This window comes from Pseudanabaena minima str. Chao 2107 (assembly GCF_051131155.1).
GTDB classification, from domain to species: domain Bacteria; phylum Cyanobacteriota; class Cyanobacteriia; order Pseudanabaenales; family Pseudanabaenaceae; genus Pseudanabaena; species Pseudanabaena minima.
The window spans coordinates 1,979,830-2,006,764 of the sequence record NZ_CP159508.1; the positions used below are offsets into that span (position 1 = coordinate 1,979,830).

Sequence of the window (26,935 nt, forward strand, 5' to 3'; positions counted from 1 at the left end):
CTCATTTGAAAACTGCTATAAAATAGATTAAGGAGCTAATTCGCGTTAGTTTGCGTCAAGAATCATGCAAACTTAAGTAGCGTTGAAGAGCGAAATTATGAAAATTCCAAGTTTAAGCAAAAGTACTTGGTTTGGTTTAGTAGCGGCGGCAGTTGTCGGCGGCTCTGGTGTGGCTGTGTTAGTGCATGGCACTTTTAATAATCAGCCTAACCCCCAAGCATCAGCCCCAACTTCAATCAACCAAGTAACACAATCTCCCCCTGCAACTAGAGCTGTTGATGGTCAATTAGCGGTGTATTGGATTGAGTCCAGTAAGAATAAACTGATCGCTGTACCGATCGCCGTTAAAGCCAAAAGCAATGACGAAGCGATCGCTTCCGTAATTAACATGTTGATTACCGAAAAACCTCCTGAGACAGAACTTTACAGCGCTATTCCTGAGAGTACAAAAGTCTTAAGTTCAACATCAAGAAATAAAGAAATTCGCATTAATTTATCCAAAGATTTTACTAAAGGTGGTGGCTCAGCCTCAATGCAGGGAAGGATCATTCAGGTTTTATACACTGCCACAACTTTAGAACCTGATGCAAAAGTTTATTTGTCCATTGAAGGTAAACCATTAAAATATATCGGCGGTGAAGGTTTAGAAGTACCTCAACCGATGACCCGCAAAGATTTCGCGCTAGAGTTTTAGTGATAGGCGGTGCTTTGCATCGCCTGAACTTAGTCCTGATTTTAGTTAATTATGTTGCCAACTAACTTGCCTGATATTGACAGCCTTAGCCTCATTGAGCAAGTTTCTCAAATGGTGGTTGTTCGCACCTGCGGAATGCTTTACGACCATCAAATCCAATATCCACAGTGGGAGTTAAACAATTCAAAATTACAAACGCTGATCAGTGAATATGGAGTTGGTGGTGTAATTTTACTTGGGGGTAGTGCACCCGAAATTGCCCTCAGAACACAGCAAATGCAGTCATGGGCTAAAGTGCCGTTACTAATTGCCGCAGATATTGAGGAGGGCGTAGGACAACGATTTAGTGGTGCAACGTGGTTTCCCCCACCGATGGCTTTGCAAGCAGTTTCGATGAAGTATGCCGAGGCGATGGGTAAGATTACGGCGGAAGAAGCCTTAGCGATCGGTATCAATTGGTTGCTTGCACCAATTGTTGATGTAAATAACAATCCTGACAATCCTGTTATTAATGTGCGAGCCTTTGGGATCACGGTCGGCGAAGTGATGGGAGCAACGCGAGGATTTATCGCTGGAGCCAAGCAATATCCTGTCCTGACCACAGCCAAGCATTTTCCAGGGCATGGCGATACTTCGGTGGATTCGCATTTACAAACACCAATGATCCCCCACGATCGCCAAAGATTTGAAAATTTGGAGTTTCCACCATTTATCAATGCGATCGCGGCGGGAGTGGATGCAATTATGAGCGCACATATTTTAGTACCAGCCTTTGATCGCCATAATATTGCTACCTTGTCACACCACATTATTACGGGAATTTTGCGGAACGAGTTAGGCTTTGAGGGACTAATTACCACTGATGCACTGATTATGTCAGGTGTGGCAAATTTGGGTAGCCCTGAAGCGATCGCTGTCCAAGCTGTAAAGGCTGGCGTAGATATTTTGCTAATGCCTATCGACCCAATCGCCACAATTCATGCCATCTGTGAAGCCGTAGAATCAAAGGAAATAGACCGCGATCAAATTCGCACCTCAGTTCAAAGGATATGGAAAGCAAAACAAAAAGTTTGTGGCATTCCCCCTAATCTCAAAAAATTAGGCAATCCTCTGAATCTAGGAATTGCCAAAGCGATCGCCACAAAATCAATAAATGTTTATTCCTCAATCGCAAATTTGCAATCTAGTACTGTTCAAGAACGCATCGAAGCAAATTATCTGAACTTAATTATTGTTGATGATCCACTAACTTGTGAAGAATTTCTCAACTCGCGATCGCCTGCGGTATTATTGCCAAAGCTCAGTGGCTATCAGCGTATTGTGGCAGATGCCTTGACTTTAGCAAATCTACAATACAACCAGTTTTCTCAAATATTTATCCAAATCTTTAGTCGGGGTAATCCATTTCGTGGTAGTACCAATCTGCAAGAAAAGATTCAAATTTTAGTGACAGAATTGATACTAGAACATAAATTGCAAGCCGTAGTTCTCTATGGCAGTCCCTACTCACTAGATCGATTATTACCATTATTACCAATCCAAATGCCTTGGGGGTTCGCCTATAGTCAACAGCCAGAGTCACAGGAAGCTGTTTTACAAAAATTGGGTTTTGAACAAAGCTAAATATGGCAACTTTATTGAAATTGATCTTGAAGTTTGTGTTGATTGCTGCCATCACATCATCAACATTATTAGCTTGCAATTCTCTGATGTTTAATAATTCGTCATCGTCCAGTGATCCCCTAGAAAATAAACCATTGCCACCGCTTCCCAGCATAGCAACTAAAGATATTGAACCAGAGCGTATTCCCGATGCTCCGTATGTACAAACGCCGCCAGAAGTAGTCCTCAAAATGCTAGAAATGGCAAAGGTTGAAAAAAATGATGTTGTTTACGATCTAGGTAGTGGTGATGGACGAATTGTGATTACTGCTGCACAGAAATTTGGAGCAAAGGCGGTTGGTATCGAGATTGATCCTGAGTTAATTAGGGAATCAGACCGCGAATTAAAGGCGGCGATCTCGAAAACACCAGAAATTAAAGATCGCATTAAATTTATTAAACAAGATCTTTTTAAAGCTGATTTAGATGACGCTAGTGTAATTACACTTTATCTTCTACCACAGGCAAATCTACGAGTACGCTCTGAAATTTTACCCAAATTAAAAAGAGGAACAAGGGTTGTTTCCCATGAATATGAATTAGGAGATTTACCTCCTAATCAAATTGAGAAAGTTAGGATTGGCAATCACGAACATAGAATCTATCTTTGGATTTTAGATAATTAGATTATTCTAAATATTTTCTGGATAATGTCTTGTAATGTTTTTTATTGTTTTTTATGTTAATCTTTTGTCACTCTTGTTCTAGTCAGTTTGTCCATTGAGAAATACAATATTTGTCAAGATTACTCTAGTTGTAATTTCTCTAATTACGGCTGTTCCTGCTCAGGCGGATAGTAATCATATTTGTCCTGCCCAATTACAAAAAGAAGTAGAAAAAGTTGCCCAATCGCCTAAATTAAAAGCAGCTCGAGTTGGCGTATATGTCCAAACAAATGAACTTAACCCCAAAATATTAGCTAATCTTGATGGCGATCGCTATTTCATCCCCGCCTCAAATGCCAAACTATTTGTAACAGCGATCGCCCTAAAAACATTGGGTAAAAACTATCAATTTGCGACACGTTTGATGTCACATGATTTGCCTAACGCCAAAGGAGAACTAGAAGGCGGATTATGGGTAATCGGATCGGGAGATCCTAGTTTTAACTCCAAGACTAACTTAAAATCATTAGTGAGCCAACTCAAAAAGAAAGGAGTAAATCGGATCAATGGTGGAATTTGGACATTGACATCCCGCAGAGGTGCGGAAGTTGCAGGTAGTTGGGAGCTATCAGATTTACAACATTACTATGCAGCGATCGCCTCTCCTTTCACCATTAATGAAAACGCCCTGAATTGGACAGTGAGTCCTGATACAGTTGGGAAGCCTGCCATCTTTACTTGGGATAATCCTGAACTAGCTAAAGATTGGCGCATCCAAAATCAATCGATTACAGTTAGTGCAGATTCTGCGTATACCTTAACAGTTGTACGCCCCTATGGGCAGAAACTCCTAATCATTACTGGTCAAATCCCTGAAAAATCAGAGCCAGAACTCGGTGGTGTGGCTATTCCCAATCCTGAAGCTAATTTCTTAGATCTGTTACGCCAAGAATTAACCGCTCAAGGTATTGAAATTTCAACAGATATTGCTACCAACCCCTCAAAAAATCTTCCACCTACCAAAGATTTAGCAATCAATCTCTCCCCACCAATCTCTCAATTAATCATCACTACTAACAAAGATAGCAATAATCTTTATGCTGAGCTACTACTAAGAGCTTTAGGCGATCGTCTCCATGAAGTTAGTCCCGATGACAGCGTTAGAGGTGGGATGATAGCTATTAACAAATATTTACAGTCGATGAATATTGCAGTCAACCAAGTTGCTCTAGCTGATGGCTCTGGACTATCTCGACACAATTTAACTACCCCCAAAGTGATCGTCCAACTGTTGCAAACCGTTGCCAATGATCGCAATTTTCGTCAATCCTTAGCGATCGCCAATGTTGATGGCACATTGACCAATCGATTTAAAAATACTTCGGCACAAAGTTTACTTCAAGCCAAGACTGGGACATTGTCAGGCGCAATTGTGTTATCAGGCTATGCTAATCCTCAAAATTATCGTGAAGTTATTTTCAGTATCATCATTAATAACAGCAATCTGCCCTCCAAGGAGTTGCAAAAATATGTTGATGATATCGCTTTACTATTAACCCGCCTTGAACCTTGTGAATGAAAAACTGGTCTACTCAAAATAAATTTTTATTCACTGTTGCTATAGCTTTAACCATAGGAAGTATTTTTACAGTGATTGCTTGGTCTATACAAGCCCCATCGCAAACCACTTCATCTGAGATCAATCCTGCTTTATGTCCAACAATGACAGATAACTTAAGCAAATCCAATAGTTTAAGATTTCATCCCATCAAAGTTGTCGTCGAACCTTGGCGTGGTGAGCATCATGTTTACTCTATCTTTGCTTTGCCTTTGCAATACAAAGAAATCTACTATCGTTCTCAGCTATTGGTCAAGGATACTGATACGCCTTGGGAAGTCACACCCACTGATGGGCTTAGATATGGTGCAATAACTCCAGATGATCATTTTCTCGTAATTGGCTTTTTCCCGACTCGACTCACGCTCTGGTATTGGGTAAGTGGTCGGTTTGGAGATCTCCAGCAACCCTGCAACTGGACACTCCATCTTTTTCCCAAAAAAAGCTAACATACAAAACTTTGCGCTCAAACCCAAAAGATAAGAAGCGACGGATTGCGTCGCTTCTTATCTTCGCCCAATAAGAGAATGGCGGCGCTTCGCGCCGCCATTCTCTTATTGGGTTTTGATTTTGTCCTAAGTCCTAATACAAGCGACAACAGCTATATCTTTCATAATGCAAGTAGCTATGGCTATAATTGCGAAGGCTAAGATAAAAAAATAACAATTGTTTATCGCTTGTCAGTGATGATATAGGAAATTGAAAACATGGGAAATTTTGGCAGTTGGCTAATTAAGCTTGGGCAAAGTTGTTTACTGATCGGACAAATCATCACCCATGTTTTGATCTATCGTCGCTTTCATTGGCGCAACACGATTGAGCAAATGTCGATAGTTGGCACAGAGTCACTACTGATCACATTGATTACAGCTTCCTTTGTCGGTGCTGTCTTTACGATTCAAGTAGCGCGAGAATTTATTAACTTTGGGGCACAACAAGCGATCGGTGGAATTTTGGCGATCGCCTTAGCCCGTGAGTTAATTCCTGTATTGACAGCGGTGATTATCGCGGGGCGTGTAGGTTCTGCATTTGCTGCTGAAATTGGCACAATGCAAGTAACCGAGCAAATTGATGCGCTCTATATCCTCCGCACAAATCCTGTTGATTATCTAGCAACTCCTCGTGCGATCGCCTGTTTGCTCATGCTACCAGTCCTCACAATTTTAGGCTTCTTAACAGGTATGGTAGGTGGCTTATTTCTATCTCAAGCTATGTATGCGATTCCTTACAACATGTTTCTCAATTCTGTGCAGAATTTGCTTAAGCCTTGGGATTTAATTGCGGCGCTAATCAAATCCAGTATTTTTGGTGTTTTAATTGCCGCGATCGGTACAACATGGGGCTTAACAACCACAGGTGGTGCAAAAGGTGTGGGTGAGTCCACTACTACCGCAGTTGTTACCGCATTACTGGCGATCTTTATCAGTAATTTCTTTTTGTCGTGGGCTTTCTTTCAAGGTATTGGCTCAAGTCTAACGGGTTCATAGTGAATGTTCGGTAAGCTGATCCAACAGCACTCAAGGAGATCGTCTTTATAGGAATTATTATGCTCATTTCATTGGCTAACCTCATGAATCATTGGATTTTTTGTCTTCAACTTAAAGAATTAACTAAAAAATAAAAACAATGTCAAAAAGAGGGTAACATCAATGTGTTTAGGTTAAAAACAGCAACAATATGTCAGAACAAGAAAGAGTTGAGCTACAACAAATTAAGCTCTCTTTCCCTTACAATAAAGGAAATTTACCGTCTTATAGTAATGCTGTACTGGTTAATAATCTTGGTGAGGGGACACTTATTATAGATTTTGGATTTTTTGATCCCTTGTCTACAAAGGATTTCCCGAACCTAGATATAACTTTTGAAGTAGATCTAGTAACAAGAGTTTTACTTACTCGGCAAACTGCAATGCAATTGCTTAACAGTCTTTCTTCAGCTTTAAACACACAAATTTCTGATAATATTGAGGACTAAGCAAAAAATTTTGTGTTTAGTGTTAACTATGAGTAAAGATATCATGAACTTTAATTTATTACCTTTTAAGAATGAGTCTTATTCACCTTTCCCATTAGTTAAAAATAAGAAAGTAATTGAAATTTCTAAATATCAGGGTAATAGAGTAAATAGAACTGTAGAAATTTCAACACCAACTGGTAGTACGACTCTTGTAAATATACTTCAAAATGTTAGCAAGAGTAAAATCGCTAGACTATTTAATATTTGTAATCCTCAGGTATTAGCTTTCATTACATCAAATTTAGAATTAACTGATCTACTAATAGATGCTAATGAACAAATTCGTAAATGGTTCCCTTCTGAGAATCTAAGATTAGACTTTATTGATGATATGCCTTCTAAGCTAGAGCTATCTATTTCTGTTTCCCTGAGCGATAATGAAGCATTCTACAAATTTGATGAATTTAACGAAAACTGGTGGTTTACCTGTTCAAAAGAAGCAACAAAACATCTGTTTATTGTACTAGGCTTCCAAAATTAAAATGCATCAGAAATTTGAATGGCTTTGGTATTTAGAGTTAGCAAAAGAATTGTTGTCTTTAATTTCATCAGACCAAGAGGTAACTAATGAAACCATTAAGGAGGCTTACTACCGAACTATCATAAGTAGGGCTTACTATGCTGCATTTTGCACGGCTAGAAATTATTTAAGGGATACACTCAACATAAAAATTAGTAAAGTAGATGCTCATGCCTTCGTTATTAGTGAGTTTAAAGAGCAACGCAAATTAAAGAATTCTAACAATATTTCAAATACTCTGCACTCACTACGCAATTCTAGAAATATGGCTGATTATGATGATATTTGTAAGATGCGTTTGGATGGTGTAGCACAACACACTGTCAAAGAGTCTCAAAGGGTTATTGATTTGATTTTAGCGCTTTATAAATGACTAAAAATTAGTGTGAAATAATCTTGAAGTGTTACATTTTTCGCATTCACTAAAGAACTGCAAACCGCTTTTTCTAATCTTGGCGCGATCGCCGCAGGATGTACAAATATTTTTAATCGCCGTATTTTTACTGCAATCGTTACATTTAAAAAAGTAACTGTGAACATAGGCGATCGATAGATTTGGACTTTGGCAATGGGAACAAGTGTTTGTTGAAGTTGGCTTTACGGTTTTGATTATTGGCTTATGGCTAATGTCTGATTGCTGATGATTGCTTGGAGGGACGGGAATAATCTTTTTCGGCAATGGTGTTGGTTTGTCTGTGGCGATCGGTTTAGAAATTGAAGGATTTGTAATATCTGAACTTGGTTGATTTGAATTATTAGTAGACTTACTATTTATATTGCTAGAAACATTTATTTTCGCAGGTTGGTTGTGAACTAGCAAAAATTGACTGATTCTTGGTATTTCATCCTTTTCAAGCTCATAGGCAATCTCTAAACTAAAGTTGAAGAGGCTATCTTTTTTACGATACGCAGTTGAGATTCCCTTAATCTTGTCAGGGATTTGATCAGCCTTACAAACAATATCAAGCTTGTCACTTTTAGGGCGATTGATAATCCCAGAATCAGAAATTGCTACCAATACATCAATCGGCATCTTCGTAAAATGTGATTGATTTCCAAAAAGTTTTTTATTCAGTAGAGTCTCAACATTAGCCTCTAAATAATCCTTGATAAATTTTCCCTGTCTTTGAGCTTGCAAAATGGGTGAAGGCATTCCTTGCCAAGCATTATTAAACCAACGCTTCCACTCGCCGAGTTCATTCACCTCAACACGAGTTGTTACACTTTTGCTCTCGATGATGATCATTCCATATCGATGCAATACCAAATGATCAATCTGGCAAGCATCCCCCGCTTTTTCAAAACGTAGATTGTTAAAAATTAGAAACAATGGATCGTCTTTAAACTCACGTTTTAGATAAAAAGCTAACTGAGATTCAGCACAAAATCCTGCTTGTAGCAATGGATCATTTGTTTCAATGTGATCCATCTCTTTAATAATCATGATTTCTTAAACCCCCAAAACACTTTTAAACTTTTAACAAAAAAGGGTGGATGCGCGAAGCGCATCCACCCTTTTTGGGAATTTATTCAGCAGATGCAGCAGCAGCACGGGCGGCGGCAGCTTCATCAGGATGGATACCCAAACGAGTTAGGTTAAAACGTCCACGATTATCAACTTCGCGGATTTTAATCAAGACTTCATCACCAACGGCAACTTCATCTTCGACTTTGCCCACACGACCTTCCGCCAGTTGGGAAATATGCACCATTCCTTCCTTACCTGGGAGGAACTCCACAAATGCACCAATCGGAATAATGCGGGTAACCTTGCCAAGATAGACATCACCTGAACCGACGCGACGAGTCATGTTTTCGATGATCCGCTTGGCTTTAAGTGCACCTTCACCACTCATTGACGAGATCATGACAGTGCCATCATCTTCAATGTCGATCTTGGCTCCAGTCTCTTCAGTAATGCCCTTGATGTTCTTACCGCCAGGACCAATGATCATGCCGATTTGTTCAGGATCGATGCGAATGGTCAACAAGCGCGGTGCATAGGGAGAAAGTTGTGGTCTTGGTGCAGGGAGCAGTTCCAACATCTTTTCCATAATATGGGAACGACCAGTCTTGGCTTGGGTGACTGCGGCTCGTACTGTGTCCATAGAGATACTTGTGATCTTCATGTCCATTTGCAAAGCGGTAATACCTGTGTCTGTACCTGCAACCTTAAAGTCCATGTCACCAAGGAAGTCTTCAATGCCTTGAATATCGGTAAGAATGCGAACTTCATCACCTTCTTTGATCAAGCCCATAGCTACACCACTTACAGGCTTAGTGATCGGTACACCTGCATCCATTAGCGCAAGGGTTGAACCACAAACAGAACCCATGGAGGTAGAGCCATTGGAAGAAAGAACTTCTGACACAACCCTCAGGATGTAAGGGAATTCAGATTTAGAAGGGAGTACAGGTAAAAGAGCGCGTTCAGCTAATGCACCGTGACCAATTTCACGGCGACCTGGCGATCGCATTGGTCTTGCCTCACCCACAGAATAGGGAGGGAAGTTGTAGTGGTGCATATAACGCTTTTTCGCGTCAGGATGCAAATCGTCCATTTCCTGTGCATCTCCAGGTGTACCAAGGGTGGCGATCGACAATACTTGGGTTAAGCCACGATTGAATAAGCCGCTACCATGTACACGAGGTAATACACCTACTTCTGTCCAGATTGGGCGGACTTCATCAAGCTTACGTCCATCAATCCGCACATTCTGCTCAATCACTTGCAAGCGCATTAGCTTTTTGGTGAGTTCCTTGTAGGTAGCACTGACCACTTTTTTGTCAGCTACTAGCTTTACAGGATCTTCATCGGGCAGAGCAGCGATCGCCTCTAAAAGCTCAGCCTTGATCGCATCAAGAGCCGCATCGCGAACATTACGATCTTTTTCACAACTTGCCACCACTTGAGCAACTTTATCTTTGACTGCGGCAGTAATAAAGTTTTCTAAAGTGAGATCAGTTTCAGGAGCTATGATTTCAGGTAATGTCAGACCCATCTCTTGCAGCAAATCAACTTGGGCTTTGATCAGCTCTAGTACTGCTTCATAACCAAAGTCGATCGCCTCGATCATGTCCGCTTCAGGCAATTGATTCGCCCCAGCTTCAACCATGATGATCCCTTCGGCAGTACCAGCAACTACCAGATCAAGATCACCTGCTTCTACTTCTGCGTAAGTGGGATTGATAATGAATTCATCGCCGACTAGACCGACACGCACACCAGCCATTGGTCCCATAAACGGTAACCCTGCAATTAAGGCGGCGATCGATGCACCAGTTACCGCTAAAACATCGGGCGGTGCTTTTTCATCGATCGCCATCGTTGTAGCTACAATTTGCACATCGTCACGCAACCAATTGGGGAATAAAGGACGCATGGGGCGATCGATCAGGCGGCAAGTGAGAGTTGCCTTTTCGGGTGGTCTACCTTCACGGCGCAAGAATCCACCTGGAATACGTCCTGCTGCATACAGACGCTCTTCATAATCAACAAGCAGTGGTACAAAATCTACACCGTCACGAGCAGGACCTCTGGTCGCTGTCACTAAAATTGCAGTCTCCCCACACTGGACTAATACTGAGCCGCCAGCTTGAGGTGCAAAAGTGCCAATTCTTAATTTAATTTCCCTGCCATAAAAAGGGATAATTTTTGTTACGGCATCCATCTATAATCTACTTCCGTTTTGACTTTTTTCTCGTTATATATCTCGCAATGTTAGCACTGATGTAGTAGGGTCTGTTGTTTGTTAAGTGTGATCGCTGTAAAAAATGGAGATAAGTGGTTTTCATATGCCTCTAAGCCTCATTATTGGCGATCTCATGTTAAAAATTAAGAAATTTAAATCTTGTCAGGCTCTTTTACTTATTACAATGGATTTAAGAAAGAAAAAATTTCTTGAGCTTACAACTTCATATCCGAATTGCAGTGTTAGGTAGGAATTATGTTTAAAACTGTTTTATTCCCTTTAAACAGAAGTCAAGAAACCCGCCAAGCTGTAGCCATAGTGGTCGATCTCGTTCAAAAATATCAGGCGCAGTTATATGTACTATCAGTTGCTGATCCTGATGCTACTGATAGCGATCGCGCTTCATCGCAAGAACTAATTAACGAAATGGAGGCTTACTTTGCGGAAGTGGGTCTTACAATTAAAAGCAAAATGGCTGAGGGTAAAACCGCTTTTGTAATTTGTGATTTTGCTGATGAGATTAATGCCGATTTAATTGTGATGGGTTCACGGGGAATGAGCCTGACCGAAGAGCATCCCGATGGTAGCAGTGTTAGTCAAAAAGTGATCAATCTATCGCCTTGTCCAGTATTGGTTGTTCCTTAAAAAAGGCGGCGCTAAGCGCCGCCTTTTTTATCTTGGCTTGAACGCTTTGCGCTGTAAGCCAATCTTAGAAGCAATTCATGAATTGCTTCTAAGATTGGCGGCTCAAAATTTGATGCATTACTAAGGACGTCCATTCAATATCAGCTTCATTGTTTGATTTTCCTAAGGTGAGGCGGATACTATTTTTGGCTTCTGTTGGCGAATACCCCATTTCTAAGAGGATCGAGCTTGGTTCGATCGCCCCACTACTACATGCCGAGCCTGAACTTATGGCAAGCCCCGCGAAATTCATTTCGCGCACAAGGCGGCGACCATCGATATGTTTGTGACAGAAACTGAGGTGGTGAGGTAACCTTTCTGAGGCGCTCGCACCAGTAGGAATCAGGTTAGGAATATCTGCAAGTAATACGTATAGGCGATCGCGTAATTTGGTTAACCGCGCTGATTCAGATACTAATTCCTGTTCGGCAAGTTCGGCGGCTAAGCCTAAACCTGCGATCGCGGCAACGGCTTGTGTGCCTGAACGGTAGCCATTCTCTTGTCCACCACCTTGAATTAAGGGAATGAGAGAGCGTTTTTTTGTAGTAAGTGGATTGATATACAGCGCTCCGATCCCCTGCACTCCATAAAATTTATGGGCGGAAAGTGAGAGTAGATCAATCGGTAAAACTTGCACATTGATGGGCATCTTGCCGATCGCTTGCACTGCATCAGTATGGAATAGCACATCAGCATTACGACAAATTTGCCCTAATTTCTCAATCGGCTGGATCGTACCAACTTCATTTTGGGCGGTGATAATCGATACAAGTACGGTATTAGGGCGAAGTGCTTGTGTAAGATCTTTGGGATTAACACAACCTTCGCGATCAACAGGTAAACGGGTAATTTCCCAGCCATGTTGTTCTAAATATTGGGCTGGTAAGCGTATTGCCGAATGCTCAACCGAGGAAATGATCATGTGCTGCGGTGTGCGATGTTGACGCGCAATACCCATCAACACCATATTGTCTGACTCCGTGCCGCCAGACGTGAAAATAATTCCTTCAGGATCAGCATTAATCAAACTGGCTACTTGCAAGCGCGATCTCTCGATCGCCATAGTTGAGCGTTCGCCCCACTCATGCAAGCTAGAGGGATTGCCCCATAGCGATCGCATCACATTAGCCATCAAGTCAATGACTTCTGGTCGCGCAGGAGTTGTAGCACCATGATCTAGGTATATTTGCATAAGACAATTTTATCTTAATCATTCAAAAAGAGCTGGCACGAAGCACCTGCTCTTTTTGAATGATTAAGATAGCGAAAATAGTTTAAAGGCATTACTGGTCGTTTCTAAAGCTAGCGTCTCTAGCTCCACATCGCGCAATTTCGCCACACTTTCAGCCACATGCAGCACATAGGCAGGTTCATTGCGCTTACCACGCTTGGGTATAGGTGCGAGAAATGGACAATCTGTCTCAACTAAGATGCGATCGCTTGGTACAATTTTTGCCGACTCATGTAAATCATGAGCATTTTTAAAAGTAACCACACCACTAAAGCTGATATACATCCCCAAATCCACAAACCATTGGGTTTCTTCAGGATTACCCGCCCAGCAATGCATCACGCCACGAATAGGTTGCTGAGGTGATTCTGCATTGATTTCCAGCAAGACTTCACGAGTTGCCACTGCCGCCTCGCGTGAGTGAATAATTACGGGCAGATTTAGCGATCGCGCTGTGCGAAGTTGTGATTTAAAAGCTTCAATCTGAGCAGTTTTACTATCAGATTTAAAAAAATCTAAACCAGTTTCGCCGATCGCCACTACACGTTGATCGCTAATTGCCAAAGACTTAATGCGATCACCAACTTCAGGATTCCAACCTAATGTATTTAAGTTTTTATCTAATGGATGTAACCCAACCGCAAAACTCACTTCAGGAAATTGATCAGCGATCGCTTGAATCTGATGAAACTCATCGGGATTCACACAAGAATGCACCAGTCTTGTTACACCATTACCTAGCCAGCGATCGCGAACTGCCTCAAGATCAGATTGAAAATCTTTGAAGTTGATATGTACATGTGTATCTACTAGTTGCATAGAAAGAAACTCTAAAAATCAAAATCATGCCGAAAAGCAGACTGTATAAAAACAGCGAGAAAATCAAACACTTCCCCACAAAGCTGTATTAATCTTCTCGCTCAAATTTGCTGGTCAAACAATCTCCCTAGTTAAGGTATAAAACTCATCGCCAAGAATAAAAATTCAGACGATTAACTTTTAATTTTGACCTTATCTAACAGAGATTTAATATATGCGTTGGCTTACTCTTCAGGATCTTCCGATTGCTCATTACTCAACTGGATCAGATGAATATGCTTGTAGCCAAGCTTAATTTCAAACTCATCCCCTTCATTCAAACCCATTGATCTTGTATAGGTAGAACCAATTACGATTTGTCCATTTTTATGAACGCTAACTCTAAACGTAGGTTCACGACCGCGACCGTCTTTATTCTGTTCAGGATTAATTGCAAATCCTCTGGCAGCAAGCACTGCTTCATAAAATTCTGTCAAATTAACACGATCTACCCCATCTTTCCCACGAGTGAAATACCCGCATTTTTTAGCTTGCTCACGCTTGGGTAAATTATTTAGCTCTTTTGCTTTTTGAAGAAGCGCCTTTCCTGTTAAAGGAGAAGTTACAGTGTCTGTCATAAGATTATCAGAAATTTCAAGATTTCAAAATTGAAAACTTCTTTTTTCTAAGAATAGAAGAAGTTTTACAAATCTTGGGTTTTTTAAACCACATAGAATTGCTATCTCATTGTCGTACATTTTTAAACATATTGGACAAAATATTAGGCAAAATTGAAAAATATTTTTAAGATTTTCTATAAGATTAAAAAAAATATGCCCGATAATGTCATAGCACCTTAGCAAATATATGGAAACATAAAAGAAATATGCGTAGAATTTGACTTAATATTTCAGTCTTGATACTTCAATAAGGATTAATATACCTGCTTTTAGATTAACTTATACCCAGAACTAATTAGACATTATTCTATGTAGGATTTGAGTATCGATATTATTGTAATTATTATTGTAATTTTCTGATATGAGCAATGAAATATTGATTTTAATCATTCCTTTACTTAAAACCTCACACTAATCAAAGCTATATTTCTTCACCCATATAGGTGATTCATCCATTTTGCGATTTAGACTCTCCCCAATATTCATTTTGCTCTCTGTTGCAAAATATAGCTAAACCATACAAGAGATTAATAAATGCAAAATATGCATCTAAGGTTTCTATAGCAATACAAGAGATCGCTAGGACAAATCAAAACCCAAATAAAAGAAGATAGCAGCAAGAGCCGCATTCATTTATTTGGGTTTTACACTCTAAGCAAAACTTACATTGATCTAAATGAAATAGACATTATGTCTATTTCGATTAACTTAGTATGAACGGATAAAGAGTATCCCACAGTTTAATGTAAAGCATTAATTTAACGCCAGTGCGACGGCATCGGAAAATTGTAGTAATCGCTAGGAGATTACTACAATTTTCCGCCATTTGCGTCTTGTGAAGCATGATGCTAATGGCTATATCAAACTCAAGTTAATTTAGACATTAATTTTGGATATTAATTGGGGTTCGGTCTTGGCTTATGCTAAGTTGTTACCCCAAACGCGAAAAGCATTTTCAATATTTTTGATGGAGTAAGGGTATGAGCGCACAGGATCGAGTCCCCGTAGGTATTATTGGCGCGTCGGGTTATGGTGGTATCCAATTGGTTAGGCTGCTGCTAGAGCATCCATTAGTAGATATTACTTACATGGGTGGCAGTGGTTCCGTAGGACAAAACTTTGCTGACTTGTACCCACATATTGCCCATGCAGTGAACTTACCCATCGAAAATCTCGAACCTGAAGCGATCGCCGATCGCTGCAAAATTGTCTTCTTGTCATTACCAAATGGCTTAGCTAGCAAAATTGCACCTCGATTATTAGCTAAGGGCTGCAAAGTCCTCGATTTATCCGCAGATTATCGCTTCACCGATCTGCAAGTTTATGAATCTTGGTATAAAGAGGCGCGTACTGATGCTGAGGTTAATGCTAAAGCTGTGTATGGACTGCCCGAAATCTATCGCGATCGCATTGCTACCGCCGATTTGGTTGGCTGTGCGGGTTGTTATCCTACGGCTAGTTTATTAGCTTTACAGCCTTTGCTTAAGCAAGGTTTAGTCGATCCGAGTACGATTATTATTGATGCTAAATCAGGTACATCTGGTGGTGGTCGTCAACCAAAAACCAATCTTTTACTAGCAGAGGCGGATGGTTCTCTTGCCGCCTATGGTATTGCGAGTCATCGCCACACCCCTGAAATCGAACAGATCTGTAGTGATATGGCAGGTCAAGAGGTGCTAGTTCAATTCACGCCTCATCTTATCCCAATGATTCGCGGTATTCTGTCTACGGTATACGCTAAGCTGCGTGACCCTGGGCTGGTGAAGGAAGATGTGCTGACTATTTATAAGTCTTTTTACCGCAATTCCGAATGGGTGCAGGTATTACCTAAGAATATCTTCCCGCAAACTAAGTGGGCTTTGGGTACAAATCTCTGTTATCTAGGTGTGGAAGTCGATGAGCGGACAGGACGAGTTATTGTGGTTTCAGCGATCGATAACTTGATGAAAGGTCAAGCTGCCCAAGCAGTGCAATGCATGAATATCATGATGGGCTGGGAAGAGTCGATGGCTTTACCTAAGTTAACTTTCTATCCATAATCGAGCAAGGGGCTTAAGCCCCTTGTCTTTTTTTAATGTATGACAGCAAAGGTCAAAAGTTTAGGTGAGCAAGGATTGCTGAAAATTTTTCGGCAATATTGTAGTGAGTTAGTGGGTGATGATGCGGCGATCATGGGGGAAACTTTTGCCGATCGCCAGATGGTCGTAACCACAGATATGTTGGTGGATGGTGTGCATTTTAGCGATCGCACAACTAGTCCTGAAGATGTCGGTTGGCGGGCGGCGGCGGTGAATTTATCGGATTTAGCGGCAATGGGAGCAAAGCCTTGGGGCTTGGTCATGTCGGTAGGATTACCACCCGATACAGAAATTGCTTGGATTGAAGGCGTATATCGTGGCTTTAGTGAATGTTTACGCACCTATGGCACGAAGTTAGTCGGTGGGGATACGGTGCGATCGCCTGTCCGCACTCTGTCGGTAACTGCTTTTGGGCAAGTACCTAAAAATCAAGTCATTCAAAGGAATACGGCGAGAGTCGGTGATGCAATTGTGATGACAGGTCGGCATGGACTCTCAAAGGCAGGTTTAGAACTTCTATTAGATGAAAAATTACAAGAGAAGTTACTCGCTCCGATGCAAATAGGCGAACGCTCCTTAGCAGGACAAGAGCTAGTAAAAGCAATCTGTAACTATCATCAGCGACCAATTCCTCGTTTTGATGCAATTCATCTTTTGCATCAAATTCTGCAAGAGGAAAATCACTTGAGTGGTTTTCCTGTCTCAGGAATGGACAGCAGCGATGGATTAGCTGATGCGATCGCCCAACTTTGTCGCGCAAGTAATGTCGGTGCAAAGATCTATTGGGATGCGTTACCAATTCCTGAATTAGTGCAGATCTTGGCTGGAGATCGTGCTTTGGAGTGGGTTTTGTATGGTGGCGAAGATTTTGAGCTGGTTTTATGTATGCCTTTGGATTTAGCAGAGAAGTTTGTAAAGCTTTTATCCAGTGCTGTAATTATTGGCGAAATTGTTGAAGGCAGTCAACTTGATGGGTTAGATATGCGATCGGCTTTTCAACATTACGAACCCTAAATGTTTTGATACTTTTGCTTCGCAAAAGTATCAAAAATCTTATTTGGCTAGAGCTTTCTCATGTTGTCCTCGTAGCTGACCACAAGCTGCATCTGCTTCTAGCCCCCTTGTGCGTCGCACACTTACGGCAATTTTATAATTTTCTAAAACCTGTACAAAGGTTTGAATCGCTCTTTCGCTTGGGCGTTTGTAATCAGCATCGCTGACAGGATTGTAAGGAATCAAATTAACATGACTTTGGAAACCACGAATTAAGTAGGCGAGTTCTTCAGCCTGTTCAGGCGCATCATTGACTCCCGCTAGTAGTGTGTATTCAAAACTAATTCTTCTACCCGTGATTTCTACATATTCGCGGCAGTCATCCATTAAGGCGATCAGAGGATAGCGATCGGCTGATGGAATCACTTGAGCGCGAACTTCTTGAGTTGGTGCATGGAGACTGACCGCGAGAGTTACTTGCAAATGTTCTTGGGCAAAGCGGGGAATCTGATTGGGAATACCGACAGTAGAGACAGTAATATTGCGCTGACCGATCCCGATATCTTTGTTAATAACATTAATTGCACCAACCAGATTTTCATAATTAAGTAATGGCTCACCCATGCCCATAAATACGATATGGCTAACACGCTGCTGCATGACTTCCTGCACAGTCAATACTTGATCGATAATTTCATGCTTTGCCAAATTGCGCCGAAAGCCGCCTTTGCCAGTGGCGCAAAAATCGCACGCCATTGGACATCCCACCTGAGTCGATACGCATACGGTCAAGCGCTTACTGGTAGGAATACCAACGGTTTCGACAATTTCACCATCAGCAAGTTTAAGCAGAAACTTCTCCGTACCATCGCGAGTTTGTTTGTGAAGATGAATCTGCGATCGCCCAATTTCCGCAGTCGGATTCAGGGCAAATTCTTCGCGCCAAGCTTTAGGAAACACCGTAATGTCTTCTAGGCTGCGTGCGCCTTTGGTGTACAGCCATTCATAGAGTTGCTTACTCCGATAGCGCGGCTGCCCTTGTGATTCTACCCATTCGGTTAGTTCCGATAGCGATCGCCCCAATAGTGGTAGGACTTTGGAAGCAGTATTTGGGAGCTTATTGGCAATCATGACAGAGTAGCAAATGGGATAAGTATATTGATTTTATCAAAAAATTAGAATCGCTGCTGTAACTCTCATTATGAAATCGATTGTAGTGTTGCCAGCACCGAAGGCGTTGGCAACACTACAATCGGCTTCTTGAAAGCCCTTGATGCATTAATTGCTGAAAGTAAAGGCAATTAATGCATCGCCCTTACAGTCGGGATATCGGGTATGACGCACTACATTGACCTTTTCAATTTATTGATATATTAAATTTGACCGATATTCGCTCTGATATTCGCTTATTCGCTTGGCATTTATGAAACGTCGTCAACTTTTACTGACATTATTTGGTGTACCTGTAGTTGGTTCATTAATTTATGCAGCGATCGCCAAATCTAAAGTTCAGTATGAGCCTGTCTCAGCGCAGTCACCTGAAAGTAGTCCTAGCCAAAACCCTGAAATAAAATCTAGCAATAGTGACTCTCAAGCCAACTCGGAAATCCTTGAAACGGCTGAAGAACCATTATTGCGGTTTGCAGCGATCGCAGATAATGGATTTGGGAGTCCCGATCAGTTTGCCGTTGCTAAGTCCATGTGGGAAGCCTATCAGCAAAAGCCCTATGCTTTCGTTCTTATGGCAGGCGATAACATTTATTCCTACGGTGAAATTAGTCTAGCTAAAGCCCGTTTTGAAGATCCTTATGCACCTTTGCTGAGCAAAGATGTGAAATTTTATGCCGTGCTAGGCAATCATGACATTATTAAATCTAATAACGGGTTAGATCAGATTAATTACCAGCCTTTTAATATGAGTGATCGCTACTATTCCTTTGCCAAAGGTGATGTCAACGAAGGAACAGTAGAATTTTTTGCACTTGATACTAATCGTAACGCTCCCTGGGATGCCCAGATTGCATGGCTCGATCAGCAACTAGCCAAAAGTACAGCTCCTTGGAAAATCGTCTACGGTCATCATCCTCTCTACTCTTCAGGTAGGCATGGCAGCAGTCCCGAATTAACTGCTAAGCTCGCGCCCATATTCGCTAAACATAAAGTTCCTCTATATCTTTGTGGACATGATCATGGCTATGAGCGATCTATCCCCCTTGATGGCACTATCTACATTGTCAATGGTGGCGGCGGCGCACCTTTATACAAATTCGGGAGATCGCCACACACAGCTTTTGTGAGTTCACAGTTTAGCTTTATGACTTTTGATGTCTATCAAGATAAAATCATCACAAAAGCGATCGCTACCGATGGCAAAGTATTTGACCGTGCCATAATTACTAAACTCGTTTAAAGTGAGTAGTCCTTTGCGCTACTCGCTTTAAGTTAACTAAACTATTAATTCCTATGAGCCTATACCTGTACGCGATCTTGCAAGCTGAAAATCTGGATCTGATCAAAAACCTCGAACTTAAGGGAATGAACGATCAGCCCGTCCAGTTTCACGCAATTCCACCTTTTGCGATCGTCTACAGTGAAGCCCAACAGGAGCGTTACCTCGCTAGCCGCGCCCATCTTCTCACCCATGAAACCGTTTTAGAATCGCTTATGAAGGCGATTGATCCACATCAAGCGGTTCCCTTACCATTGCAATTCGGACTAGTTGTCGATACATGGGAAGAAGTTCAAAAGGATTTGTTGATTCCCTATGAAGATCAACTCACAAAACTTATTCACAACTTAATTGGTAAGAGGGAAGTCAGCGTCAAACTATTCTGGAATCAGACTGAAGAGTTAAATCTTGCTGTTGCCGAAAATGAAGGATTACGCCAAAGACGGGAAGCCCTAGTTGGTAAGATTTTAAGTATGGATGAGGCGATCGCGATCGGGCAAGAACTAGAAGCAGCGATCGAGTTACGCCAACAAGTAATTATTGATGCTTTTATCGATACCCTGAAGCCTCTATCCCATGAATATGCTGAAGGAGAATTACTCACTGAAAGTATGATCTATAATGGTTCCTTCTTAATCGATTGGGATAAGGAACCCGAATTTGCTGCCGCCGTTGAAGCTCTCGATCAACAATTTGAGAACCGTCTCCGAATCCGTTACAACGATTTTACTGCTCCCTATAACTTTGTCAATGTAGATCGAGAATAGAGAATTATAGCTGTCGCCAAGTGTATTAGTACATAAAACCCAAGAAGAGAATTGCGGCGCTTCGCGCCGCAATTCTCTTCTTGGGTTTTGATTTTGTCCTAACGCGAGCGGCGATAGCTATAATTTACATTTCCTTTAAAGGAAACCGAATACGCAAGAAAAAAAGCCAATAGTGTGAGGCGGCGCGAAGCAACGTCTCACACTATTGGCTTGGTACAGGTGTCTATGGATATAAATCGCATTAGTACACCTTAAATTTCTTTATATCTATTTACCTTGATTCTTCTTAGTTACACTATTGAAATATTCCTTAGCCTTGGTGAAAGCATATTGGAATTTATCACCGATCGTCGGCTCAGGCAAAACGGCAACTGTAATTTCCTCATCAGGAAACTCTTTTAGCCGATATCCATATTCCAAATTGTCCTTGAACTTCCGCAAGATAGGATATAAACGGATTGCACCTTTCAATAACTCTGCTTCTTGTTGGAAGATAGCCCGACTAATGAGATTACTGCGTTCCACAGCCATTGAACCCGCAGGAACCCATTCCTTCCCCTTGATGCGAATAAAAATATTGAACTCAGGCAAGCCTTTGTCCTTCATCTCATCATATTTACTCGCAGCCACTTGATGCTTGTTGGGAGCTTTTTTCTTTTTCTTGGACTGTCCCGTACCTTGTGCAAATCCAGTTGGTTTAGTTACTGACATAGCTTTACCTTTGACTTTAAAAAATAGTTTTGAAGAATTTGATATGTGATGCTTTGCAGCGCCTGTCAAACTTTTGTAATTATTAAGTGCATTTACAAAAGTTTACTTTAGTGGAGGATGCAAGCACAATCATTCTTTAGGTAAACAATTTTCGATTAGCGGTCTAAAGATTTCTAATACCCACTCTAAGTAAGGAGTTCTTGTCCTGCGCTACTAAAAGCTTTGCCTTCCACTACGGCAGTAATTAGCAAAATGTTCACAATTTTCAAACAGCAAGCTGTACTTAAATTTTCGCTCTTTCATAGCTTTTTTAGCTCGCTTTACTACTTTATCTAGAGTTCCTTTACGATTGCTGTGAATGATTCCGTAACGCTTATTTCTCGAACTTCTACAGAATTTCTCTAAACTAATTTCACAGATACCTTTTTTTCCATCGAAATGTATTACTCGGCTGTCTCCAATGTAGATTCCATGATGTTGATACCTAACACCATGACGTTTTTGATTGACAAAGATATGTGTGCCTTTATCGGGTTGCTCTGTATATTTTCTTTTCGGTTTCGAGGAATCTAGTAGATTACGAATAACTACAGGAGTAGTCAGTTTTGGGGATTTTGATTTGACTAACCTAACAATATTTTTAGGTTGTTTAACGATTTTGCGTACAGTTTTTTTGATTAAAGATACCATAGCCTATTCTTAGCTCAGACTTTACTATGTATAACAAGACAGGAAATAAAAAAGCCGCCTACAGGCGGCTTTTTTATTACCCTTCTTTCAATTGGCTAGAGGGTGAATCTAAGTCAAAAAGGACTTGTAACATTTGCATGGCGCGACGGCGGGTCTCGATATCCTGTTGGGCGCGAAGCTGCACCATTGGATCATGCAGGATTTTATTGATGATGCCGCGAGTCATGCTCTCGATCACATCTTGATGTTTATCAGCAAAATCATTACCAAGTCGAGATAGGGCTTTCTCCATCTCCTGTTCACGGATGATTTCCATCTTTTGACGCAGCTTGCTGATCGTGGGGACAGTCTCTAGCGATCGCCACCAGCTATCAAACTCAGCCACACAACCTTCCAACAAAATTTCGGCTTGCATCGCCATTTGGCGACGACTTTCTTGATTCTCGGCAACTACTGCTTGCAAGTCATCAACATTGTAGGCTCTGGTATTTGGCAACTCGTTTACATCAGAACTGATATTGCGAGGCACAGAAATATCAACGAGAGTCAAGCCAGTGTGATTTGAAGCGATCGCCTCAAGATTTTTGCGGCTCAGAATTACCTCTGTAGAAGCAGTACTCGTAAATACAAGATCAGAAATTGACACACAATCTAGCATTTGATCGAGCGGACGAATATCAAACTGTGCCTCGCTAGTTTCAAATTCCTTGAGCATGGCAGCAGCGCGATCGCGCGATCGGTTAACGATCGCAATCTTTTGTGCGCCCTTAGAAATTAGATGCTTGACCAACAGGCGGGACATCTTGCCAGCACCGATGATCGTAGTGTGTTTATCTGATAAATTTTGCAGCTTAATTTGAGCTAGTTCTACTGCTGCTGAACTGATTGACACTGCGCCCGTGCCAATTTCAGTCTCAGTACGAACTCGTTTACCTGCCGAGAGAGCTTGTTTAAAAAGTTGGTTGAGAATTCGACCTGCACCATTGTATTGTTGGGCGAGTCGATGGGTATTCTTGACCTGAGCGAGAATTTGACCTTCACCAAGTACCAGACTATCCAAGCCTGATGCAACTCGCATCAGATGAGTCACGGCATCTTGGCGGAGCAGAATAAACAGATAACGACGTAGGTACTGTAGAGGTAGTTGGCTAAATTCCGAAAGAAACTGCATAATTTCACGAATACCACCTTCGGCTTCGCTAGTAACTACATACAACTCTAAGCGGTTACAAGTGCTTAAAATTGCAGCTTCCTCAATATTCGGATAGCTCATCAGTTGAGCGATCGCTGCTTCCATGCGATCTTCGGGAATACTCAACTTTTCCCGTACTTCCACAGTCGCCGTTTTATGACTCAAGCCAACAACTGCAATATTCATATCGTAAATGCGTTTCTTATTTAGGACTGGAAATAATTATCTTATTGGATGAGCTTATCAGGAGATAGCTACTAGTGTAGTAGGTACTTATTACTCCTTAACGTTCTGTAATATAGCTGCCACCATTCTTTAAAAACCCCAAAAAAGTAGAGGAAAGTGCTTCGCGCTTTCCTCTACTTTTTTGGGGTTTAGAACTACTAAGTAGCTAGGCATAAGTAAACTAAAAACCAAAAAGGTTGTTCTGCCCGCTACGCGGGCGGAACAACCTCTGGTTTTAGATTTTAATTAAGCCCAGCTACTTAGCACCATAGGTACTAGTAGTTCTAACTAGGTTATTAACGTAAATTAATAGTCTTAGGAGACTCACCAGACAAGTGAATCGTATCAACGAAACGAGCAGTCTTCGATTGAGTTGAGATAACCAAAGACTGAGTACGACAACCGCCACCAAAGAAGCGGACACCTTCCATCAATGTACCTGGGGTAATGCCACAACCAGCAAACAATACATCTTTACCACAAGCTAATTCATGGGCATCATAGACCTTATCGCCATCTTCGATACCCATTTCCTTGAGGCGAGCCAAGTTACCTTCACGAGTCCACTTTTCGCTTTCAGGAGTATTGACTTCAGCAGGGTCATAAACTAGACGACCTTGGAAATGTCCACCCAAGCAGCGCATTGCGGCAGCCGAGATTACACCTTCAGGAGCAGCACCGATACCCATCAAAGCATGGATGTTTGTTCCAGCAAAACCACAGCAAATTGCGGCGGATACGTCACCATCACTGATCAAACGCACACGCGCACCTGCGGCACGGATTTCGGAGATCAAACCTTTGTGACGAGGACGATCCATAACTACGACGACCAATTCTTCGATCGAGCGATTTAGGCATTCCGAAAGAATTTTCAGATTTTCAGTAGGTGTTTTGCGAATATCTACATGACCTTTAGCCGCAGGTGGCGCAGCTAATTTGTCCATATAAAAGTCAGGAGCACGGAACAAGCCATTGCGTTCAGAAATTGCCAAAACTGCCATCGAACCGTTTTGACCATAGGCAACAAGGTTTGTCCCTTCGCAAGGATCAACAGCGATATCAATTTCTTGTAATTCTTCAATGGTGCAGAACTCGGCAGCATTTGGCTGTGTGCAAATACCTACTTCTTCGCCAATATAAAGCATGGGTGCTTCGTCACGTTCACCTTCACCAATGACGATACGACCACGCATATGAATTTTGTTCATGCGCTCGCGCATTGCTTCAACCGCCGCTTCGTCAGCTTCGTCTTTTTTACCCAAGCCCATCCACCGAGAAGATGCGATCGCAGCCTGTTCAACGACCTCAATAATCTCAAGGCTGATTGTATTATCCATGCGTAGGAATCCTTACTTATCTAAATTTTATAACTATTAAGCCTTTGTTGTGTTCTAGAAAATTTCCAGAAACAGAAAACAAAATTAAGTTAGTTGTGTCTTACTACACAACCTCGTAATTAAGTTTACAGGGCAGAAGGACAAATTAAAACCCAGAAGGAGGAGGGCAACGTAGAGTGTCTCCCTCCCCCTTCTGGGTTTGCTTTGCTAATTTTGGTTAAGAAATGCTTAACACTGGTACGATCTAGAGAGTGGGCTTTTCTCTTCTACCCAAACTAATGTATTGCGTATAACTGCTATGTTGCCAGACCATTCTGACCATTCTGTTTTTGCTGATGAGATGCCTAAAAAACTGATAAATCATACTGATGATTTCAACAATGACATTGAAGATGACAAACCACAGGAAGCTTGTGGTGTTTTCGGGGTACTAGCAGCAGAAGGGGATGTTGCTAAACTTGTATACTTCGGGCTGTACGCCTTACAGCATCGTGGGCAGGAATCAGCAGGTATTACTGTCTACGATGATCGCGGCACGACCCATACCCACAAAGCAATGGGACTAGTTGCTCAAGTATTTAATGAAACGATCCTCTCAGAAATGAAGGGTGCTTTAGGGATTGGGCATAACCGCTACTCAACCACAGGTTCGAGTAAGGTTTGTAACGCTCAACCCATTGTCATAAATACGAGATTGGGCGATTTCTCGCTTGCTCACAATGGCAACTTAGTCAATGCCACTGAGTTACGCGGCGAACTGTCGGCTCAGGGTCATGCCCTTGAATCAACTACAGATTCTGAAGGAATTGCTTTTGCGGTTGGCGAAGCCGTAGAAGAGGGTAAAAATTGGCAAGCGGCGATCGTAACGGCGCTAAAGCGCTGTCGTGGAGCATTCAGTCTGGTAATGGCAATTCCTAATGCGATTATCGGCGCAAGGGATGCCTATGGCGTGCGTCCTTTGGTGATCGGCAAAACCCCTGATGGCTCCTATGTTTTGTCTTCAGAAACCTGCGGCTTAGATATTATCGGTGCAGAATATGTACGTGAGGTCAAAGCTGGAGAGCTAGTGATCATTACCATGGACAAAGGGATTGAGTCTTGGCAATGGGAAGAATCTCAGCCAAAGCTCTGTGTTTTTGAGATGATTTATTTTGCAAGACCCGATAGTGTCATGCATGATGAAAGTCTTTACACATATAGATTGAGAATTGGGCGAGAACTAGCTAAAGAAAATTTTGTGGAAGCCGATATTGTGATTGGCGTGCCAGATTCAGGCATTCCTGCGGCGATCGGGTTTTCACGAGAGTCAGGGATTCCTTACGGTGAGGCTCTGATCAAAAACCGCTATGTAGGGCGTACCTTTATTCAGCCAACCCAAGCAATGCGGGAGTCTGGCATCCGTATGAAGCTGAATACGCTTAAGGATGTTTTGCAGGGTAAACGGGTAATTGTGATCGATGATTCGATCGTAAGGGGAACGACGAGTCGTAAAATAGTAAGAGCATTGCGTGAGGCTGGTGCAACCGAAGTACATATGCGTATTTCTTCGCCTCCTGTTACTCACCCTTGTTTTTATGGTATTGATACGGACTCGCAAGATCATTTGATCGCAGCACAGAAATCTGTCGATGCGATCGCCAAACAGATTGAGGTTGATACGCTTGCGTATCTCAGTCATGACGCAATGTTAAAGGCGACACAAATTGATACCACGCATTTTTGCACGGCTTGTTTTACAGGAAAATATCCGATTGAAGTTCCTGATAAACTCAAGCGCACCAAACTTATGCTAGAAAATACGGCAACATGACCAAGATCCTCTTTCATCTCGCATTTCCAGTCAAAGATATTCCAAGCACCAAAGCTTTTTATATTGATGGTTTGGGTTGTTTGGCAGGACGTGAGTCAAGCGACTCGCTGATCATGAGTTTGTATGGTCACCAGTTGGTCGCGCACGTTGTTCATGAATCTCTTGAATCGCAACGTGGTATTTATCCGCGACATTTCGGACTGGTTTTTTATTCCGAAAACAACTGGATGGCTTTATTGGAAAAAGTCCATGATAAGCGTCTTCAGTTTTATCAAAAGCCAAAAGTTCGCTTTGTGGATACACCTTTGGAGCATAGAACCTTTTTCTTGGCTGATCATTCAGGCAATATTTTAGAGTTCAAGCATTACAAGTTTGAAACTGCAATTTTTGGTGAGACTGATTTTCACGAAGTTGGTGATGCAGATTTTGCACAGCAGGTTCCTGTGGTTACGCATTAAAAAAGGCATCTCTATGAGATGC

The 26,935-nt window shown here is 41.8% G+C and carries 26 protein-coding genes; 16 read left to right on the top strand and 10 right to left on the bottom strand.

Translation table 11 applies throughout. The annotated features are described in order from the left end of the window. Nucleotides 1-97: 97 nt before the first annotated feature. The 9 genes from ABM313_RS08755 (at nucleotide 98) to ABM313_RS08795 (ending at nucleotide 7,488) form a co-directional block, all read left to right on the top strand. Nucleotides 98-694: a GerMN domain-containing protein gene (locus tag ABM313_RS08755; protein ID WP_434687324.1), complete on the top strand. Its 597-nt coding sequence runs from the start codon at nucleotides 98-100 to the stop codon at nucleotides 692-694. A 51-nt stretch (nucleotides 695-745) separates the two neighbouring features. Next, nucleotides 746-2,317, top strand: coding sequence for a glycoside hydrolase family 3 N-terminal domain-containing protein (locus tag ABM313_RS08760; protein ID WP_434687326.1), 1,572 nt, complete (start codon nucleotides 746-748; stop codon nucleotides 2,315-2,317). A gap of 2 nt (nucleotides 2,318-2,319) precedes the next feature. After that, nucleotides 2,320-2,982, top strand: coding sequence for a class I SAM-dependent methyltransferase (locus ABM313_RS08765; protein ID WP_434687327.1), 663 nt, complete (start codon nucleotides 2,320-2,322; stop codon nucleotides 2,980-2,982). A 94-nt stretch (nucleotides 2,983-3,076) separates the two neighbouring features. Next, nucleotides 3,077-4,540 carry a D-alanyl-D-alanine carboxypeptidase/D-alanyl-D-alanine endopeptidase gene (gene dacB, locus ABM313_RS08770; protein ID WP_434687329.1) on the top strand — a complete coding sequence of 488 codons (1,464 nt, stop codon included), beginning with the start codon at nucleotides 3,077-3,079 and terminating at the stop codon, nucleotides 4,538-4,540. Next, complete coding sequence (locus ABM313_RS08775; protein ID WP_434687330.1) at nucleotides 4,537-5,028, top strand: hypothetical protein; 492 nt, start codon at nucleotides 4,537-4,539, stop codon at nucleotides 5,026-5,028. The genes dacB and ABM313_RS08775 overlap by 4 nt, the downstream gene beginning before the upstream one ends. Nucleotides 5,029-5,286: 258 nt before the next feature. Then, entirely contained in the window at nucleotides 5,287-6,066 is a 780-nt protein-coding gene (locus ABM313_RS08780; protein ID WP_434687332.1) for an MlaE family lipid ABC transporter permease subunit, read from the top strand. Between the two features lie 190 nt (nucleotides 6,067-6,256). Then, entirely contained in the window at nucleotides 6,257-6,553 is a 297-nt protein-coding gene (locus ABM313_RS08785; protein WP_434687333.1) for a hypothetical protein, read from the top strand. 28 nt (nucleotides 6,554-6,581) lie between these two features. After that, nucleotides 6,582-7,076, top strand: coding sequence for a hypothetical protein (locus ABM313_RS08790; RefSeq protein ID WP_434687335.1), 495 nt, complete (start codon nucleotides 6,582-6,584; stop codon nucleotides 7,074-7,076). A gap of 1 nt (nucleotide 7,077) precedes the next feature. Continuing rightward, nucleotides 7,078-7,488: a HEPN domain-containing protein gene (locus ABM313_RS08795; protein WP_434687337.1), complete on the top strand. Its 411-nt coding sequence runs from the start codon at nucleotides 7,078-7,080 to the stop codon at nucleotides 7,486-7,488. On the opposite strand, the gene ABM313_RS08800 is transcribed toward ABM313_RS08795, so the two are convergent. Both ABM313_RS08800 and ABM313_RS08805 read right to left on the bottom strand, forming a co-directional pair. Further along, complete coding sequence (locus ABM313_RS08800; protein WP_434687338.1) at nucleotides 7,489-8,559, bottom strand: nuclease-related domain-containing protein; 1,071 nt, start codon at nucleotides 8,557-8,559, stop codon at nucleotides 7,489-7,491. Nucleotides 8,560-8,641: 82 nt separating this feature from the next. Continuing rightward, the gene (locus tag ABM313_RS08805; protein ID WP_434687340.1) at nucleotides 8,642-10,786 is read right to left on the bottom strand and encodes a polyribonucleotide nucleotidyltransferase; all 2,145 of its coding nucleotides are present in this window, start codon (nucleotides 10,784-10,786) and stop codon (nucleotides 8,642-8,644) included. Between the two features lie 276 nt (nucleotides 10,787-11,062). On the opposite strand from ABM313_RS08805, the gene ABM313_RS08810 reads away from it, so the two are divergent. Beyond that, nucleotides 11,063-11,452, top strand: coding sequence for a universal stress protein (locus tag ABM313_RS08810; protein WP_434687342.1), 390 nt, complete (start codon nucleotides 11,063-11,065; stop codon nucleotides 11,450-11,452). An 88-nt stretch (nucleotides 11,453-11,540) separates the two neighbouring features. On the opposite strand, the gene ABM313_RS08815 is transcribed toward ABM313_RS08810, so the two are convergent. The 3 genes from ABM313_RS08815 to ABM313_RS08825 form a co-directional block, all read right to left on the bottom strand. Beyond that, on the bottom strand, nucleotides 11,541-12,683 hold the full coding sequence (locus ABM313_RS08815) for a cysteine desulfurase family protein (protein WP_434687344.1): 1,143 nt from the start codon (nucleotides 12,681-12,683) through the stop codon (nucleotides 11,541-11,543). Between the two features lie 63 nt (nucleotides 12,684-12,746). Beyond that, nucleotides 12,747-13,541 (bottom strand): TatD family hydrolase, encoded by a 795-nt coding sequence (locus ABM313_RS08820; protein ID WP_434687346.1) that lies wholly within the window; start codon nucleotides 13,539-13,541, stop codon nucleotides 12,747-12,749. 224 nt (nucleotides 13,542-13,765) lie between these two features. Then, the gene (locus ABM313_RS08825; protein WP_094529700.1) at nucleotides 13,766-14,158 is read right to left on the bottom strand and encodes an AbrB family transcriptional regulator; all 393 of its coding nucleotides are present in this window, start codon (nucleotides 14,156-14,158) and stop codon (nucleotides 13,766-13,768) included. 1,022 nt (nucleotides 14,159-15,180) lie between these two features. Between ABM313_RS08825 and argC the strand changes: the two genes are divergently transcribed. Together argC and thiL are read left to right on the top strand one after the other, a co-directional pair. After that, on the top strand, nucleotides 15,181-16,239 hold the full coding sequence (gene argC, locus ABM313_RS08830) for an N-acetyl-gamma-glutamyl-phosphate reductase (protein ID WP_434687347.1): 1,059 nt from the start codon (nucleotides 15,181-15,183) through the stop codon (nucleotides 16,237-16,239). A 39-nt stretch (nucleotides 16,240-16,278) separates the two neighbouring features. Beyond that, nucleotides 16,279-17,292, top strand: a complete 1,014-nt coding sequence (gene thiL, locus ABM313_RS08835) for a thiamine-phosphate kinase (protein WP_434687349.1) — start codon at nucleotides 16,279-16,281, stop codon at nucleotides 17,290-17,292. A 39-nt stretch (nucleotides 17,293-17,331) separates the two neighbouring features. Here the strand turns inward: thiL and rlmN are convergent, their stop codons facing one another. Further along, a complete protein-coding gene (gene rlmN / locus ABM313_RS08840) occupies nucleotides 17,332-18,402 on the bottom strand; it encodes a 23S rRNA (adenine(2503)-C(2))-methyltransferase RlmN (protein ID WP_434687351.1) in 1,071 nt (356 codons plus the stop codon). A 292-nt stretch (nucleotides 18,403-18,694) separates the two neighbouring features. Here rlmN and ABM313_RS08845 point away from each other — a divergent pair, with 292 nt between their 5' ends. Next, on the top strand, nucleotides 18,695-19,681 hold the full coding sequence (locus ABM313_RS08845; protein ID WP_434687353.1) for a metallophosphoesterase: 987 nt from the start codon (nucleotides 18,695-18,697) through the stop codon (nucleotides 19,679-19,681). Between the two features lie 53 nt (nucleotides 19,682-19,734). Further along, the gene (locus tag ABM313_RS08850; protein ID WP_434687355.1) at nucleotides 19,735-20,487 is read left to right on the top strand and encodes a GvpL/GvpF family gas vesicle protein; all 753 of its coding nucleotides are present in this window, start codon (nucleotides 19,735-19,737) and stop codon (nucleotides 20,485-20,487) included. Between the two features lie 267 nt (nucleotides 20,488-20,754). Here the strand turns inward: ABM313_RS08850 and ABM313_RS08855 are convergent, their stop codons facing one another. From ABM313_RS08855 to glpX, 4 genes are all read right to left on the bottom strand, one after another. Next, complete coding sequence (locus ABM313_RS08855; RefSeq protein WP_434687356.1) at nucleotides 20,755-21,198, bottom strand: HHL1-like protein; 444 nt, start codon at nucleotides 21,196-21,198, stop codon at nucleotides 20,755-20,757. 213 nt (nucleotides 21,199-21,411) lie between these two features. Further along, on the bottom strand, nucleotides 21,412-21,888 hold the full coding sequence (locus ABM313_RS08860; protein WP_434687360.1) for a lecithin retinol acyltransferase family protein: 477 nt from the start codon (nucleotides 21,886-21,888) through the stop codon (nucleotides 21,412-21,414). A 76-nt stretch (nucleotides 21,889-21,964) separates the two neighbouring features. After that, the gene (locus tag ABM313_RS08865; RefSeq protein ID WP_434687361.1) at nucleotides 21,965-23,266 is read right to left on the bottom strand and encodes a glutamyl-tRNA reductase; all 1,302 of its coding nucleotides are present in this window, start codon (nucleotides 23,264-23,266) and stop codon (nucleotides 21,965-21,967) included. Nucleotides 23,267-23,601: 335 nt separating this feature from the next. After that, nucleotides 23,602-24,645 (bottom strand): class II fructose-bisphosphatase, encoded by a 1,044-nt coding sequence (glpX, locus tag ABM313_RS08870; protein ID WP_434687363.1) that lies wholly within the window; start codon nucleotides 24,643-24,645, stop codon nucleotides 23,602-23,604. 298 nt (nucleotides 24,646-24,943) lie between these two features. Here glpX and purF point away from each other — a divergent pair, with 298 nt between their 5' ends. Then, nucleotides 24,944-26,455 (top strand): amidophosphoribosyltransferase, encoded by a 1,512-nt coding sequence (purF, locus tag ABM313_RS08875; RefSeq protein WP_434687364.1) that lies wholly within the window; start codon nucleotides 24,944-24,946, stop codon nucleotides 26,453-26,455. After that, nucleotides 26,452-26,913, top strand: coding sequence for a VOC family protein (locus ABM313_RS08880; RefSeq protein WP_434687366.1), 462 nt, complete (start codon nucleotides 26,452-26,454; stop codon nucleotides 26,911-26,913). The genes purF and ABM313_RS08880 overlap by 4 nt, the downstream gene beginning before the upstream one ends. The last annotated feature ends 22 nt before the right edge of the window (nucleotides 26,914-26,935 follow it).

What these genes read in the sequence shown, in the direction of transcription:
- ABM313_RS08755 (WP_434687324.1), top strand. Translation starts at nt 98, where the DNA reads ATGAAAATTCCAAGTTTAAGCAAAAGTACTTGGTTTGGTTTAGTAGCG.
- ABM313_RS08760 (WP_434687326.1), top strand. Translation starts at nt 746, where the DNA reads ATGTTGCCAACTAACTTGCCTGATATTGACAGCCTTAGCCTCATTGAG.
- ABM313_RS08765 (WP_434687327.1), top strand. Translation starts at nt 2,320, where the DNA reads ATGGCAACTTTATTGAAATTGATCTTGAAGTTTGTGTTGATTGCTGCC.
- ABM313_RS08775 (WP_434687330.1), top strand. Translation starts at nt 4,537, where the DNA reads ATGAAAAACTGGTCTACTCAAAATAAATTTTTATTCACTGTTGCTATA.
- ABM313_RS08780 (WP_434687332.1), top strand. Translation starts at nt 5,287, where the DNA reads ATGGGAAATTTTGGCAGTTGGCTAATTAAGCTTGGGCAAAGTTGTTTA.
- ABM313_RS08785 (WP_434687333.1), top strand. Translation starts at nt 6,257, where the DNA reads ATGTCAGAACAAGAAAGAGTTGAGCTACAACAAATTAAGCTCTCTTTC.
- ABM313_RS08790 (WP_434687335.1), top strand. Translation starts at nt 6,582, where the DNA reads ATGAGTAAAGATATCATGAACTTTAATTTATTACCTTTTAAGAATGAG.
- ABM313_RS08795 (WP_434687337.1), top strand. Translation starts at nt 7,078, where the DNA reads ATGCATCAGAAATTTGAATGGCTTTGGTATTTAGAGTTAGCAAAAGAA.
- ABM313_RS08800 (WP_434687338.1), bottom strand. Translation starts at nt 8,559, where the DNA reads ATGATTATTAAAGAGATGGATCACATTGAAACAAATGATCCATTGCTA.
- ABM313_RS08805 (WP_434687340.1), bottom strand. Translation starts at nt 10,786, where the DNA reads ATGGATGCCGTAACAAAAATTATCCCTTTTTATGGCAGGGAAATTAAA.
- ABM313_RS08810 (WP_434687342.1), top strand. Translation starts at nt 11,063, where the DNA reads ATGTTTAAAACTGTTTTATTCCCTTTAAACAGAAGTCAAGAAACCCGC.
- ABM313_RS08815 (WP_434687344.1), bottom strand. Translation starts at nt 12,683, where the DNA reads ATGCAAATATACCTAGATCATGGTGCTACAACTCCTGCGCGACCAGAA.
- ABM313_RS08820 (WP_434687346.1), bottom strand. Translation starts at nt 13,541, where the DNA reads ATGCAACTAGTAGATACACATGTACATATCAACTTCAAAGATTTTCAA.
- ABM313_RS08825 (WP_094529700.1), bottom strand. Translation starts at nt 14,158, where the DNA reads ATGACAGACACTGTAACTTCTCCTTTAACAGGAAAGGCGCTTCTTCAA.
- argC (WP_434687347.1), top strand. Translation starts at nt 15,181, where the DNA reads ATGAGCGCACAGGATCGAGTCCCCGTAGGTATTATTGGCGCGTCGGGT.
- thiL (WP_434687349.1), top strand. Translation starts at nt 16,279, where the DNA reads ATGACAGCAAAGGTCAAAAGTTTAGGTGAGCAAGGATTGCTGAAAATT.
- rlmN (WP_434687351.1), bottom strand. Translation starts at nt 18,402, where the DNA reads ATGATTGCCAATAAGCTCCCAAATACTGCTTCCAAAGTCCTACCACTA.
- ABM313_RS08845 (WP_434687353.1), top strand. Translation starts at nt 18,695, where the DNA reads ATGAAACGTCGTCAACTTTTACTGACATTATTTGGTGTACCTGTAGTT.
- ABM313_RS08850 (WP_434687355.1), top strand. Translation starts at nt 19,735, where the DNA reads ATGAGCCTATACCTGTACGCGATCTTGCAAGCTGAAAATCTGGATCTG.
- ABM313_RS08855 (WP_434687356.1), bottom strand. Translation starts at nt 21,198, where the DNA reads ATGTCAGTAACTAAACCAACTGGATTTGCACAAGGTACGGGACAGTCC.
- ABM313_RS08860 (WP_434687360.1), bottom strand. Translation starts at nt 21,888, where the DNA reads ATGGTATCTTTAATCAAAAAAACTGTACGCAAAATCGTTAAACAACCT.
- ABM313_RS08865 (WP_434687361.1), bottom strand. Translation starts at nt 23,266, where the DNA reads ATGAATATTGCAGTTGTTGGCTTGAGTCATAAAACGGCGACTGTGGAA.
- glpX (WP_434687363.1), bottom strand. Translation starts at nt 24,645, where the DNA reads ATGGATAATACAATCAGCCTTGAGATTATTGAGGTCGTTGAACAGGCT.
- purF (WP_434687364.1), top strand. Translation starts at nt 24,944, where the DNA reads ATGTTGCCAGACCATTCTGACCATTCTGTTTTTGCTGATGAGATGCCT.
- ABM313_RS08880 (WP_434687366.1), top strand. Translation starts at nt 26,452, where the DNA reads ATGACCAAGATCCTCTTTCATCTCGCATTTCCAGTCAAAGATATTCCA.